The sequence below is a fragment of the Fibrobacter sp. UWH6 genome (assembly GCF_900142465.1).
Taxonomy (GTDB): Bacteria; Fibrobacterota; Fibrobacteria; order Fibrobacterales; family Fibrobacteraceae; genus Fibrobacter.
The window spans coordinates 301,810-315,206 of record NZ_FRAX01000002.1 but is presented as its reverse complement, the minus strand read 5'-3'; the positions used below and the strand labels follow the sequence as shown (position 1 = coordinate 315,206).

11 protein-coding genes and 1 pseudogene are annotated in these 13,397 nt (G+C 46.8%); 6 read left to right on the top strand and 6 right to left on the bottom strand.

Translation table 11 applies throughout. From position 1 onward, the window contains the following. Window positions 1–8 precede the first annotated feature (8 nt). The 4 genes from BUB73_RS03210 to BUB73_RS03195 are packed head-to-tail and all read left to right on the top strand — an operon-like array spanning window position 9 to window position 3,871. On the top strand, window positions 9–2,006 hold the full coding sequence (locus BUB73_RS03210; RefSeq protein ID WP_073283530.1) for a dynamin family protein: 1,998 nt from the start codon (window positions 9–11) through the stop codon (window positions 2,004–2,006). Continuing rightward, the gene (locus BUB73_RS03205) at window positions 2,000–2,629 is read left to right on the top strand and encodes a hypothetical protein (protein WP_073283527.1); all 630 of its coding nucleotides are present in this window, start codon (window positions 2,000–2,002) and stop codon (window positions 2,627–2,629) included. Before BUB73_RS03210 ends, BUB73_RS03205 begins: the two co-directional genes overlap by 7 nt. 18 nt (window positions 2,630–2,647) lie before the next feature. Then, window positions 2,648–3,175: a hypothetical protein gene (locus BUB73_RS03200; RefSeq protein ID WP_073283524.1), complete on the top strand. Its 528-nt coding sequence runs from the start codon at window positions 2,648–2,650 to the stop codon at window positions 3,173–3,175. A gap of 3 nt (window positions 3,176–3,178) precedes the next feature. Next, window positions 3,179–3,871: a hypothetical protein gene (locus BUB73_RS03195; protein ID WP_073283522.1), complete on the top strand. Its 693-nt coding sequence runs from the start codon at window positions 3,179–3,181 to the stop codon at window positions 3,869–3,871. Between the two features lie 210 nt (window positions 3,872–4,081). Here BUB73_RS03195 and BUB73_RS03190 read toward each other — a convergent pair whose 3' ends face one another. Next, the gene (locus BUB73_RS03190; protein ID WP_073157815.1) at window positions 4,082–6,505 is read right to left on the bottom strand and encodes an AAA family ATPase; all 2,424 of its coding nucleotides are present in this window, start codon (window positions 6,503–6,505) and stop codon (window positions 4,082–4,084) included. A 148-nt stretch (window positions 6,506–6,653) separates the two neighbouring features. Continuing rightward, window positions 6,654–7,670: a Fic family protein gene (locus BUB73_RS03185; RefSeq protein WP_073157813.1), complete on the bottom strand. Its 1,017-nt coding sequence runs from the start codon at window positions 7,668–7,670 to the stop codon at window positions 6,654–6,656. Between the two features lie 26 nt (window positions 7,671–7,696). On the opposite strand from BUB73_RS03185, the gene BUB73_RS03180 reads away from it, so the two are divergent. Both BUB73_RS03180 and tnpA read left to right on the top strand, forming a co-directional pair. Further along, window positions 7,697–8,539 carry a 50S ribosomal protein L11 methyltransferase gene (locus tag BUB73_RS03180; protein ID WP_073283519.1) on the top strand — a complete coding sequence of 281 codons (843 nt, stop codon included), beginning with the start codon at window positions 7,697–7,699 and terminating at the stop codon, window positions 8,537–8,539. A gap of 152 nt (window positions 8,540–8,691) precedes the next feature. Then, window positions 8,692–9,027: pseudogene (tnpA, locus tag BUB73_RS03175) on the top strand (IS200/IS605 family transposase); the annotation flags it as partial. Window positions 9,028–9,052: 25 nt separating this feature from the next. Here tnpA and BUB73_RS03170 read toward each other — a convergent pair. The 4 genes from BUB73_RS03170 to BUB73_RS03155 form a co-directional block, all read right to left on the bottom strand. Then, on the bottom strand, window positions 9,053–9,862 hold the full coding sequence (locus tag BUB73_RS03170; RefSeq protein ID WP_073283513.1) for an opacity family porin: 810 nt from the start codon (window positions 9,860–9,862) through the stop codon (window positions 9,053–9,055). Between the two features lie 28 nt (window positions 9,863–9,890). After that, window positions 9,891–10,412, bottom strand: coding sequence for a hypothetical protein (locus BUB73_RS03165; protein WP_073283510.1), 522 nt, complete (start codon window positions 10,410–10,412; stop codon window positions 9,891–9,893). Window positions 10,413–10,433: 21 nt separating this feature from the next. Then, window positions 10,434–10,961, bottom strand: coding sequence for a hypothetical protein (locus tag BUB73_RS03160; RefSeq protein ID WP_073283507.1), 528 nt, complete (start codon window positions 10,959–10,961; stop codon window positions 10,434–10,436). Window positions 10,962–11,071: 110 nt separating this feature from the next. Further along, window positions 11,072–13,276, bottom strand: coding sequence for a YgiQ family radical SAM protein (locus BUB73_RS03155; RefSeq protein ID WP_073157790.1), 2,205 nt, complete (start codon window positions 13,274–13,276; stop codon window positions 11,072–11,074). Between the last annotated feature and the right edge of the window lie 121 nt (window positions 13,277–13,397).

Here is a 13,397-nt window from a genome sequence, read left to right as displayed (position 1 = left end):
GGGAAGATATGTCTATTAATGCAAAATTTGAAGATGCTATTGTAAAACTTGATGCGGTTCGTCAGAATATTCTAAAGGATGAATCTTTGCTTCCGATTGCCTTTAGAACGAGCTCAGGTGAAGAGACTATATCGGATGATTCTTTAAATGAAAATTTTGAGAGTCTTTCCAATGAACCTTTTACCATTGCAATTTGCGGCGAAGTAAAGGCAGGAAAGTCGACTCTTTTAAACGCAATATTGTTTGGGGATGATGTTCTCCCGACATTTGACACTCCATTAACTGCGAAATTGACTTTTATCAAGAAATCAGAAAAACCTTACAACTATTTTAGGGTGAATTTTTATAATACTGAAGAATGGGAAACTGTTAGGGCGTCTCTTGAGCCGTCTGCATTGGCTGATTTGAATAAAAAAATGCAGATTGCTATGGAACGTTTTGGGATAAGTAAAGCCAATTGTGTTGAAAAGATTTCTATTAGTCGAGAAGTTAATGATTTGCAGGAATTGGACCAATATGTTTCTGCAATGAAAGTTGAGGATGAGTCTTCAAAAGCGGGGTGCTACACAGCATATGTAAAGAATGTTGAAATCTTTATAAATGATGAGCGTCTCCATAATTTACAGATTGTTGATACCCCGGGGCTAAATGATCCAAATGCGATTAATTCTCATGAGACAACTCGCTGGATTAATAATGCCCATGCTATAGTCTATATTGTTGCTGTACAGGGATTTAATCAGCCGGATCTTCAATTCTTTGAACAGTTTATGAATGGTCGTGGTCCAAAATTTAGAGTTATTGTCCAAAATAAAATTGATACGGAACCTGATCATTACCAAGAGTCTCTCGCTTATATGAAGGGCCTTGGCACAAAGCTTGAGTATAGAAAAATTGACTTGTTTTCTAATAAAGAAACTATTTGCTCTTATTCTGGTAAGCAGGCTTTGCTAGCGAAAAAGCAGAAAGCTGGAATACCTTTGACGGAAGATGATGAGTATTATTTGCTGGAAAACTTTGACTATGATCCAGACAATCTTGAACTTACTATAGGAAATAAACTTTTTGCAAATGAAGGGGCTGGTCGCATTCCTGCAATTAGCGGTGTTTTGCAACAGGTGTATTCTTTGAATATTAAGAAAATTGAGTCTGAAATGGATGAAAATGATCTAATGCAGGAAGAGTTGCAGAAGGATTTAAGTGAAATAGAAAAGGATTTAGAAAAGGTTCAAGATATACGTATTGGATTTAATAATAATAAGAAGCAAATTCAGGAACATCTTGGAGAAGTTATAAATGGTGTTCGTAGTAAAGTTGACCATCGTGTAAACGATTTATTTAAATCTCTTAATAAGAAATTTGAAGATAAAATCGGTGCCTTAATGCGTGAAGGAAACTTCAAGACGGTGCTAGGACGTTTTTCAAGTTACTGGGAGGAACAGTTTAATGACGCTGATTTTCAAATGACTGATTTCCTTAATAGTCATATAAAAAAATTTATGGGTGAGATTAAGGACAGTTGTAGTAGTGTTATTGAAAATTTAAAAGTTGTGTTGCAAAAAAAAGTTATAGAAAGTTTCTTCTATAGCGAAGATAACTCTAGTTGGATTGAAAATTCACGTATTTTAGATGGACTGAAATATGGGGAGGTGATGCCTTCAAATGCTTTCACGAATCTATTTTACAAAAATAGTCGTTTAACGGACGAAATTATTGGCGTTGTCTCAAAGGACGTTAGTGAATTTTTTGACAAAAGATATAGGGGTTTAGGTCTAGCGTGTCAAGAGACTATGAAGAATCGGTTAAACGCTTATCTTGGATACATAAACGAAAAGCTTGATGTAATAGAAAAAAAACTTGAAAATGCTAAGACTAAGCAGAATGATAAAAAAAATGAATTGTTGAAAATAGCAGAGTCGTCTACATCGTTAAAGATGCGTCGCGATGAACTGGAAAAAAAGTTAAGTGAACTTAGAGTGATGACAAAGGAATTGGAAATATGCTAGATGCAGAAGCTATAAAGAGCGGTTTAAAGGAATGTATTAATGATCCTGATCTAATAAAGAAGTGTGTTGAAGTTTGTATTGACAAATCATCGGTATTGGAGAAAAAATCTCATGGAGGAAATATGCTGAGTGCAGCAGTTGCTTTTGGCTTAGGAATTGGAGTAGGTGTAACTGCAACTTACTTTTATAATAAGTATATGCAAAATTGCGAAGAATTGAAGGGTTCTGAAGATACATCCATTGCGAGTGTAGGAGATGAACCTCAACTTGAAGAAATCCGTAAATGGCTTTGTCTGATTCTTGATGACTTTAAGTTGAAAAGTAAGGGAGATTATCTTGAAAAATTGCGTGTGCAGAATCGCTTGAGCAATGATGATGTGGCTGAACTTCAGAAGAAGTATGGAAAAATTTTAACTACTCCAACTTTGATTATTCAAAGAGCTTATAACCAGCGTTTTTCTGACAATAGGCTTTTGTGGAAAATTGAGAAAAAATGGTTAGAAAAACGTGGTGTTACGGGGATTTCTGATACGCAATGTCAAGATGAAATTGAAAAGATTCTTCTGCAAGAAGCTTGTCGTGAAATGCAAGAAGAATTCGATGTTTTTTTGAAAAGTAAGTAGATAAAGAGGACCCGTGTAATGATTGATACGGAATGTTTCGACGCTCTTAAGGGTGAACTTGGCGTAGATGATTTTTCTGAAATAAAGGAAGATCATACCCTTGCTATTGGGAAATTTTTGGCGGGAAGTGATTATGCTACTGCTTTGCAATTGGTTTCGGCGATTCCTGATTTGACCAAAATTCTTGCAGGAACGGTTCAGAAAATAGCAGATGCTTTTCACGAATCAATAGTTTCCAATAATGATTCTATGAGAGTTCTTTATGAAAATTATTCAAAAACGCTAGATGCTTATTTGGATGAATTAAAAAATTCTCCTTCAGATGAATTGAAGGCTGAAATTCTTCTAAAAATAAACGAGCTGAATCAAATGGCGTCAAAAAAAGATTCTGAAAACAAAGAGTTTTTAAAAAATCAAAATGATGGACTGTACAAAATTTTGGGTGCGATTGCCGGGGGGCTTTTGACTATTGGAGCGGGCTATGTTGCATACAATAAGTACCAGGAAAGCCACAAATCATTGCTTGGTCGAATTTTTGGCAAATAATCTATGTCTCTATCCAATATCGAATCCTCTTTAAACTCCATTCCGTTCTACCAGACGCATCCGTACATGAAGCCGTTTGTTGGTCGCAACTACGAGTCGGCTCTTCATAAAAAGTTGTTGCTGGTAGGCGAAAGCCACTATTTGCCTGCGGGTTCCACTGTACAGCGCGATGTTGACAGGTGGTATTCCGGTTCTCCGACACTTACCGAGGTAGAGGAGGGGTGGTGCAATACTCGTGGGACCCGCGAGTGGCTCAGCGGTGGCTATTGCAAAACGTTGAATTCTGCGTTAAAGTCTGTTGCTCCTTTTGCAGGTGAAAACGCATTTGACGAGGTGGCTAGCTACAACTACTTTTTGCGCCCTGCGGAGGAACAGGGTGATTCCATTGCGAATGTGTTGACAGCCATGGATCGTGAGTATGCGATAAAAAACTTCATTGACGTTCTGGAGGCTTTGCATCCAGATCTCGTTATCATGACGAGCCGACTTGTGGTGAATTGCGCAGAGGTTGAAGATTATCCAAAGTATTTCCGTGATGATCTTTGGCACTATACAGACCGCAAGGGCATTAGATATGTATATGTGAATCACCCCTCCAGCCCGCACTGGAATATGGCGGAACGCCCGGATTATTTCAAAGGGCTAACCAGCAGCCAATTTTTTGTGAAGTTTTTAAAGGAAAATTGGCTGAAGTAGCAAAAACTTTCTTGAAGAAACGTTATGTTACTTGTAACTTTGTTGCCTTATAAGTAATTTTTTTCAGGAACCTTTTGGTTTGTATTGAAAATAATTTTCAAAAGAGAAGTAAAATACTGAATTTTGGAAGTAATCCTTGAGTTTAAAGGAAAAAGACCCCGCAGAATTCTTCTGTGGGGATTTTGGTTTTACGGAGTTATACGGGAATTTTTAGAACCCCATGGTTCTGCCGGCCTTGTCGTCCTTGCAGCGCAATTCCTTGCGGAGTTCGGCTTCGATGCGGTCGGGAGTCTTGCTGCTTGTGGGGAAGTAGCGAAGGCGTCCGTTGACGGCGTTGAAGTCGCCGGGGGTGAGCATGGGAATCTGTGCCACGGAATCGGGGCAGACGGTATCCGGGAAGAAGACGTTCCAGATGTGACGTACACCGGCGGGCTTCAGGTAATCAAAACCCAGCTTCAGGGCGAAACGGCGGGAACTTGCCGGGTCCAGATGCTTTTCGAAGTTGGTGGCCGCCACAAAGATTCCCTTGAAGTTTTCCATCTGGGTCAGCAGTTCGTTGACCTTGCTGACTTCGTGGTTCTGGAATGCTCCGGCACGGTCATTCAGCAGGCTGTCTGCTTCATCGAAGAACAGAATGGACTTGGTGCGATTGGCTTCCTCGAAGGCGGCGGCAATTTGGGCTTCGGTCTGGCCTACAAACATTCCAAGCAGGTCGCTGGCGCGCTTGATAATCAGGTTGCGGCCGAGGGCGCGGGCCATGTAGCGAACGAATTCTGTCTTGCCGGTTCCCGGAGGACCGTAAAGCAGGATGTTCAGGGAGTTGGGCGCGTCATCTTCTTCCAAGGTGTTCCAGACCTGATCGTAGTTGTGAACCACTTCCATAATTTCTTGAGTGGAACCTTCGATGTTCAGACCTTCCAGGGAGTAGTTGGGAGCATGGCTTTCGACGTCCTTCAAGTTTCCATTGCGGATTCCCATGAGCTGTGTATGTGCCTTGAGAATTCTGGCGACCGTCTTGTAGCTGTCTGCAGCACCGGTGGCTCCGCAGTCTATAAGACTCTTGGTGCGCTGTACGGCCAAGGTGAGGCCGCCAGCCATGGCAGGATATTCCACCACAAGTTTCAGCTTTTCTTCGTCGGTGAGCAGGCTTTCTGCTTCCTGGGCTTTCAAAACGGAATTCAAGACGCTCAGACGTTCATCTTTTGCCAAAGGCTTGAATGCCATGGAAAAGTCGAAGCGTCGGCGGGTGCTGTCTTCTACCAATCCCGTCTTGTTGGAAATCCAGATGACGGGTGTGTGCAATGTTTCAAAGAAGTGATTCAGTGAACCTTTTTCGCCAAAATTCAGCACCATGTCCGCTTCGTCTACCAGGATAATTCCAGGATTCTTTTCGCAATGCCAGTCGGCCAGGGTGACGGCACGAAGGCGGTACTGCAGAAGATTGTTGTTGCGGGAATCCAGACGGCGTCCGCCGATTTCTTCATCATCCACGTCGATGCTCACTTCCCAAAGGGGGACCTTGAGCTCGGCGGCTAAAGCCTTTGCAAGCTCTGTCTTGCCGGTGCCGGGAACACCGTACAGCAAGACGTTCAGCGGGCTTTTTCGGTCATGGTTCTTGAGCATGGTCAACAGCAGGCGGGCATCGGGGTTTTTGCCCTGGAGCTGTTCAAAGCTGACGGTGGCCGGTTCTGCTGCAGAGAATGCCTTCATCTGGGCACCATCGCTGTAGCCGCTCAGATACTTGCAAACTTCGTTGGGCAAATCCAGGTTGTCGCTCAGCAAATTCAATCGGCTCAGGGCGCTGTTCTTTCCCAGAAGTTCCGTGATGCGCTCCGTCGAGAAACCGGTGGCGCGGGCGATGTTCATGAGGCTATTCACATTGTTGTCGTTGTCGCGGAAACGGCGGTGACGCAAAATGGAACGTTCCGATTCCTGGATTTCAAGATCCGGGCTGTCGCGGAGCCAGAGGTACAAAAGCATTTCCAACTCATCGTCGTTAAGGCGATAAGTATCCTTGACTTTCTGGACCCTTACAAAAGAGGAATCGTTCTTCTTGACGCCCTTCTTGATAGTGCTCATGGCATAATTGGTGAAATGTTCGCCGATGGTACGCTGCAGTTCCTGGAAAAGGGTAGGATGCATGTCGTCGGAATCCGTATTGCTGATGACCTTCAGCAAGTTGTTTACCGCCTTGACATGACAATCGGGCTTGTCTTCATCGACGAATCGCTTGATGGCGCGGAGGAATGTTCCGCTGCAAATGTCGGTTCGGAAACCGTCATCGTCATCGTCGTCATCTGCGTCTGAATTGAGCAGGGCCTTGAGTGCTTCGGCATCGGATTTCTTCCTGGAATTCTTTGCCTTGGATCCCTTCTTCTTGAGCAACGGGATGAACATCTTGACCACGTCTTCCGTGAACTTCATGGTGTGGGATTCGTCCATGAGGCGGATGGCCACGGACGTGTTGATGCATTCGGGATTCTGCTGCAGAATTCGAATCCAGTACTCCAGAATTTTCAGTGATGAAAAGACTACCGGATCCGGGCGCTTGATTTCGCCGCCCTTTTCCAGCTTGGAATGGATGTTGTTGAAGTACTTGGTGCTGCTGATGTTGCTGTTTGTGTTGACTGTCATAAAACCCTTGATATAACCCTGTCTGAAAACCTAGAACGGGGATCCCCTCCCCACGAGAGTATATCGTTTTGAGTTTTATAATTGTATACTGGAATTGCAGTTTTTTTTGGTGTGACTGCAAAAGAAGAACGTCTAACTAAAAAGGGTATTAAAAAAGGGAATAGCGCTGGCTACGTCCGCCCTTCTTTTCGGCCTTGAAAACGCCTTTTTCTATTAGGGACTGAATGTCTCGCAAAGAGGAGTCGTGGCTTACATCTGTAAGGGCTGCGGCTTCCTTGACTGAAAAAGGAACGCTCAATGCGCCTGAAAGGGCTGCTTCAAGTAAACGCCTTTCACGGGGGGTGAAGTCCATCTGGCTGAACTTCAGACGGACCTGCATATTCTTTAATGCTGGCGCAAGTTCTGTCAGACGTCTTTCAATGGAGTCGCGCAAGTTTTTAAGGAAGAATAGAATCCATTCCGTAAGGTCGCCGTTGCCTGCCTGGGCTTGGGATAGAATGCGCCTGTATTCGTCGCGGTGTTCTGCGAAAAGTTTGTTCAGCGGGTATTGGCATCGGGCGGTTTCTTCGCTGCGGGCCAGCAGCATGGCGCTGAGGGTGCGGGCGATTCGTCCGTTGCCGTCGTCAAAAGGTCGAATGGTCAAGAACCAGAACTGGGCAATGGCTGCCTTGATGGCTCCGTCTACAGAGGCGGTCTCGAACCAGTTCAGAAAACGTTCCATTTCGTGGGGGATACGGTCTGGACTCACGCCGACGAAAGTGCGGTTCTTATCGCCGTCCTGAAAGCGGATCGAACTTTCCTTGCTGCGGAATTTGCGGACCTTGTTTTGTCCGATGGCGGCATGCCATGCGAAAAGGCGGTCTTCTGTAAGAGGCGAGTTTGCGTTCTGCAGCGCGCCCAGAATATTTCGGACGGCGTCTACGGCGCCATTTCTCTTTGCGATTTCCTGCTTTATCTGTTCTGCGTCGAGGACGTATCCATCCAGTGAAAAGTTGGCGGCAATATCCTGCGCAAGAATGGACGTTTCTTCTTCTGATGAACTCACCAGGTCTGCGGTACCGACCAGCTTACCCTCCAAAAATCGGGTCTGGCCCAGAGCGTCGGCAACACTTTGGTGGTTGTAACGGAAGTTAGTCCAGTCGGGATATTGGTGGATGTAAAGCATTGACGAAAAAATATTAAATTTTAACCATGCAGAAAATTGATACTTGGTATAAGGCACAGGGCTACTGCCCGGTAGAAGAATATGAAATCGCAAGCTACCTGCTTTTTGAAGCCGGTGTTGCTACTCTCGAAGAATTGGATCCGGTGGAAGATGGTCGTACCGACTTCTGCTTCTATACCGGCGATAAGGAAGAACGCGACCGTATTGTGGCCGAGTTCCCCCAGTATCATTTTGAAGTCACCGAAGAAGAAGCCAAGGATTGGGACAAGTGGTGGCGTGACCGTGCCCAGCCTGTTTCCGTGAGCCCCCATCTGGTGGTGCGTCCGCCTTGGGTTGAATATACTCCCGAAGATCCGCAGACCGTTGTTCTGGAACTTGAGGCGAAGACCGCCTTCGGTACCGGCGAACACGATACCACCAGCAGCTGCGCCCATCTGATGGAAGAAATCGATTTCAACGGAAAGACCGTTCTGGACATCGGTACGGGTACTGGCATCCTGGCTATGTTCGCCCGCCGCAAGGGTGCAAAGCTTGCCGTAGGAACCGAAATCGATCCGCTGACTATTCCCTGCATTACCGAAAATTTTGAACGTAACGGTTTTGATCACAGCGAATGCGTGCTGGGCTTTTTGGATTCCTTCAAGGATGGCGTAAAGTTCGACGTGCTGCTCTGCAACATGATCCGCAGCGAACTGTGGCCCATGCGCGACGACATGGAAGACCTGCTAGCTCCCGGTGGCCAGATCATCATTTCCGGCCAGCTCCTGACCGAAAAGGACTACATCCTGAAATGGTTTGAAGAAGCCGGCTTCACCGTCCAGAAGGAAAGAATTTCTGGTGAGTGGTGGAGCGTGCTTGCACGCTCCTGAGTGAGACGCTGAGGGTGTTTGTATAAAGAAAACTACCGGCTAGGCCGGTAGTTCCGTAAAAGCCTTCTGGCGGTCATGGGAGAAAGAAATCCTTTGATTAATATTGAAATGCGGTCTGCAAGCTGCATCACAATAAAATCAAAGGATATAAAATGAATGATAGAAATAAATCGACTGCTCATACCACATGGAATTGCAAGTACCATATTGTGTTCGCGCCTAAGTACAGAAGGAAGATTCTCTACAATCAGAAAAGAGAACTTGTGGGAGGAATTCTTAGAAAATTATGCGAATGGAAAGATGTGGAGATAATTGAGGCTGAAGTCTGCCCTGATCACATTCACATGTTGGTTGCCATACCGCCGAAACTTTCCGTTTCGAGTTTCATGGGGTATTTAAAGGGCAAGAGCAGTCTAGAATTGTATGACATAATCCCGGAATTGCAGAATAAGTACCGGAATAGGGTATTTTGGTGTCGAGGTTACTTTAAAATGATGCCTTTGGGGGCTTTTTCTAAAAAGCGTATTTTGCGCTAGTTTTAAAGTTCAAGCCGGACTTGTCGAATTCTCCACTTCCTAGGAGTGTCATGGAAAATTCTTCTTCGATGGCGAGGTTTGGGTTGATTTTGTAGCTCGCACCTGCGAAGACGTCGATACCCGTATCTCCCTCTTCACCGAGATTGTGGGTGCCGTCAATTCTAGCTTCGCCATTGGTTTCGGAAATGTTCCAAGAGACCTTGCCGCCTACGAACCAGATGAAATTAGGATTCTTGTTGAAGTCCAGCTCTGTGGCCACCAAAACTTGAGATCCCCTTGTGACATCTTCTGTGTCGCCGTAGTAAGTCTCGCTGCTGACTGCGAAAAAGCTTTTGTAACCGACTTCATTTCCCCATGCAAAATGCCTGTTCAGGGTAAAGGCTTTTTGAATGCCCAAGTAGATGTAACCGGGAGCGAATTCCTGGGAGTCAAAGGGAATGGCCAGGTCGACAAAGGCCCCGAACTTTCTTGTAAACTGGTAACGGACGCCCAAGACGGGATTCATTAATCCGGAGTTGGTGGGAAGTTCGTTGTCGCCATAACTCTCAAGATCCAGGGGAATTTTATCCCCGGAGACAAAACCGATATCCATCAGGGAAATTTCGAAAGAGGATCCAAGAACATACCTTGCTCCCAATCCGAATGCGATGGGGTTATCACCTGTGCCGAGGTTAAAACTTGCCTTTACCTGAAGGCCCTTATCTGATTCCTGCAGAGGGAAGTATCCCCATGTGGCAAAGGACAGGCTTGCACCGAGGAGTGTAGAAACGATGATCTTTTTAGACATGGGAATATCTCTCTATCTGGAATTAGGATTAGTTTTCGGGCTTGTAGTAGTTGTTCGGGTTGATGTTGCTGCAGGGCTGGCATCCGCAAGTAACGCATGCGCAGGGAGTGCAGGCAGGAACAGGAACTTCCTTGATTTCGGTCTTTACGGGAAGAGGCTTCTCTTCAACCTGTTCGGACTTCTTCCAGGCGATGCTTTCGTTGAGGGTAAGCGGAGTGTAGGCGATTGCCAGACCGGAGTACTTACAGCTGTAGGTCTTGGTAGAACCCTTGGTAATTTCGGTTTCTTCCATGTGGACGTTGATCATGTCGTCTGCATCGGGGTAGAGCTTGGTGATGAACTTGAAGAATTCCACAGCGGAGCAGGGACCGTCTGCCTTGGTGGCTGCCATGCCCAGAACATCGATACGTTCGTTACCGTAAGCTTCGAAGGCGGCGTTGCTTACCGGTTCGATGGGGCTGATAACCTTAGTGTTGTTGCTTTTGATCAGTGCACAACCGGAAAGCATGAGAGTGCTGAGAGCAGCGAGTAAAAGAGCTTTGATTTTCATAGTGAATACCTTCCTTTCGTCTTATCTTACGTAGAAACCGTTAGTTGCGGCTTCAGTTTCTGCAGGCTGTTCAGCTGCTTCGGTATTTTCGTAATCCTGATTTTCGGGCACTGCGGTGGGTGCGACTTCTGCCGGAGCTTCTTCAATAACGGTCTCGCTCTTTTCGGCAAAGAGGGCGCGCCACTGCTTAGCTTCTTCCGGAGTCACGATCTGGTAGTTGACGGCCAGTGCAGAGGACTTGCAGGAATAAGTGGTGCTTGATCCGGAAACCTGTTCCGTTTCTTCCATACGGATGTTCACCAGGTCGGAGACGTTCTTGTACTTGGCGCTGGCGGACTTGGCAATATCAGCCAGGGAGCAGCGGTCTTCGGTCTTGACGAACACGGGACCCAGGGTCTTCATGTTGGCAACACCCTTGGCACGAAGATGTGCGGCCTGTTCGTGGTTAAGGGAGTTGATCTCCGTGACTTTGATGGATGAACTGGAAGCGCAGCCGCTCATGGCGATGGCGGACGCTGCAGCCAAGGTGAGTGTGACAAGTTTATTCATTTCAATGGATCCTTTGTAAAGAAAACTTTAACTGTTAATATAATATTGTAATGTTTTTTTAGGAATACCATATGAAAAAAGCCTTTCGGATTTCCCGAAAGGCTTTAAAATCATCTACCGAATCTTCGTTTTGACGTGAAGTGGACGGGGCTATCGTCTCTTCTACGGGGGGGATTGTTCGTGTTGCTTCTTTGCTGACCGAACTTATTGCGGGAGCCATTGTCGCGACGATCATCAGGACGGTAATCGTCCCGTCGACCCTCACGGCGTTCGTGTTTTGGAGTCCAGGTCTTGTCTCCAAATTCGGCCTGTCTGCGTTCGCGGCGGGCGGAGTTTTCCCAGCGGCCCTTCTCGCCAGACTTTTGCGGGACGATGGAAAGGCTGCTGCGTTCGGCTCGCTTCTGCAAATCCTTTTCGCGGAATTCCGGATTTTCTTCACGTTCCTTGCTGGGGCTGAAGCTCTTACCTTCGGCGATAGCCGTGCGGCTTAAAAGGAGACGTCCGATTTTGCCCAGTTTGAGGCGTTCCAAGGTGGCGCGGATCTGCGGGCGGTTCTCAGGAATGTACCAGAAGAAGAACTGCTTCTGACTCTTTTTCTGTTCCGGAGTTTTTGCCACATACAGGGGCGTTCCATCCGGTTTCATTTCGGCATAGAACATTTCCGTGGCGATGGTCATGGGCGTCGGCGTAAAGTCCTGGACCTGCTCCAACTGGAATCCCAATTGCTTTGTTTCCAAGGCCAGCTCCGCCATGTCGGCTTCGGTACAGCCTGGATGACTACTGATAAAGTAAGGAATCAGTTGCTGTTTCTTGCCGATGCGCTTGCATTCCTCGTCAAAGAATTCCTTGAACTTGTGGAACAGCGTAAAGCTAGGCTTGCGAATCAATTTCAGAACCGCTTCCACCGTATGTTCCGGTGCCACTTTCAAGCGGCCACTGACGTGGTAGTCGATTAGGTCACGAGCGTATTCCTCGTGTTCCTTCTTGATCTTTTCATCGCAGTTTTCCTGCAAGAGCAAGTCGTAACGAACACCGCTGCCAATGAACAGGTGCTTTACCTTGGGGTGGTTGCGGACTTCGCGGTACAAGTCGATCAGTTCCCGATGACTTGTATTCATGTTGTCGCAAATATTGGGGGTACAGCAACTGGGGCGCGCACACTTTGAACAGCGGCTACGATCCTTGCCCCGCATCTTGTACATGTTGGCGCTGGGACCGCCCAGGTCCGTAATGGTACCTGCAAAGCCTTCCATCTGGGTAACGATTTCTACTTCCCGCAAAATGCTCTCGCGGCTACGGCTGGCAATAAACTTGCCTTGCTGTGCGTTAATGGCGCAGAAACTACATCCGCCAAAACAGCCGCGGTGGGTGTTGATGCTGTACTTGATCATCTCGAATGCAGGAACGTCACCGCGCTTCTTGTAGCGGGGGTGGGGGGCTCGTGCATAGGGGTATTCAAAACTTTCATCCAGTTCGCCGTATTCCATGGGCGGGTAGGCGGGGTTAATGACAACGGTCTTGTCGCCAACGTCTTGCAAAACACGGCGTTGGAACATCTTGTTGCATTCGATGTCCACCTTGTTGTAGCTCTGGATTTGCGTTTTCTTGCTGGCTACACATTCTTCGTGGCTTGGCAGGCGCAGGTCTTCCCAGGTGGTTCCCAGTTCCTTGTGCTTGCCTGGTGTGGGCAATTCGCCCTTGTTCACAAGAACCGCCGTCTGGGGAATATTCTTCAGGCTGCTGAAGGGAACGCCCTTCTTCAAAAGTCTTACGATTTCCTTCAGGGGTTTTTCGCCCATGCCGTACACCAGAATATCGGCTTCCGTTTCAGCCAAAATGCTGGGCTTCAGTCTATCGCTCCAGTAATCGTAATGGGTGACGCGACGAAGGCTGCTTTCCAGACCGCCAATCAGAAGTGGCACATCGGGGTAAAGCATCTTCACAATCTTCGCGTAAGTGTAGGTGGCGTAATCCGGACGGAAACCGGCCTTGTTGCCAGCGGTAAAGGCGTCGTCATGACGGAGGCGCTTACCAGCCGTGTAATGGTTCACCATACTGTCCATGCCGCTACTGATGGCGAAGAACAGACGGGGCTTACCCAACTTCTTGAAATCGCGAAGGTCGTCGCGCCAGTTAGGCTGCGGCAAAATAGCGACCCTCAAACCCTCGTGCTCAAAAAGCCTTGCCACCACGGCGTGGCCAAAGCTAGGATGATCCACATAACAGTCAGCGCTTATCACGATGACGTCAACATAATCCCAGCCAAGTTCGTCCAGGTCTTCTTTGCAGATAGGTAAAAATCGAGGATCGTACATATGAAAGAAAGATAGAAAAAGTTAATTCATTCAGAGGTGGGTTTCGATGACTAATTAAAACACCAAAAGACCCCCGCACCATGTGATGCGAGGGCCTTTTTAAGGAGGACTCTGATTGGAG

Excerpts from the sequence above, each read along its gene's own strand:
- BUB73_RS03210 (WP_073283530.1), top strand. The coding sequence starts at position 9 with ATGTCTATTAATGCAAAATTTGAAGATGCTATTGTAAAACTTGATGCG.
- BUB73_RS03205 (WP_073283527.1), top strand. The coding sequence starts at position 2,000 with ATGCTAGATGCAGAAGCTATAAAGAGCGGTTTAAAGGAATGTATTAAT.
- BUB73_RS03200 (WP_073283524.1), top strand. The coding sequence starts at position 2,648 with ATGATTGATACGGAATGTTTCGACGCTCTTAAGGGTGAACTTGGCGTA.
- BUB73_RS03195 (WP_073283522.1), top strand. The coding sequence starts at position 3,179 with ATGTCTCTATCCAATATCGAATCCTCTTTAAACTCCATTCCGTTCTAC.
- BUB73_RS03190 (WP_073157815.1), bottom strand. The coding sequence starts at position 6,505 with ATGACAGTCAACACAAACAGCAACATCAGCAGCACCAAGTACTTCAAC.
- BUB73_RS03185 (WP_073157813.1), bottom strand. The coding sequence starts at position 7,670 with ATGCTTTACATCCACCAATATCCCGACTGGACTAACTTCCGTTACAAC.
- BUB73_RS03180 (WP_073283519.1), top strand. The coding sequence starts at position 7,697 with ATGCAGAAAATTGATACTTGGTATAAGGCACAGGGCTACTGCCCGGTA.
- BUB73_RS03170 (WP_073283513.1), bottom strand. The coding sequence starts at position 9,862 with ATGTCTAAAAAGATCATCGTTTCTACACTCCTCGGTGCAAGCCTGTCC.
- BUB73_RS03165 (WP_073283510.1), bottom strand. The coding sequence starts at position 10,412 with ATGAAAATCAAAGCTCTTTTACTCGCTGCTCTCAGCACTCTCATGCTT.
- BUB73_RS03160 (WP_073283507.1), bottom strand. The coding sequence starts at position 10,961 with ATGAATAAACTTGTCACACTCACCTTGGCTGCAGCGTCCGCCATCGCC.
- BUB73_RS03155 (WP_073157790.1), bottom strand. The coding sequence starts at position 13,276 with ATGTACGATCCTCGATTTTTACCTATCTGCAAAGAAGACCTGGACGAA.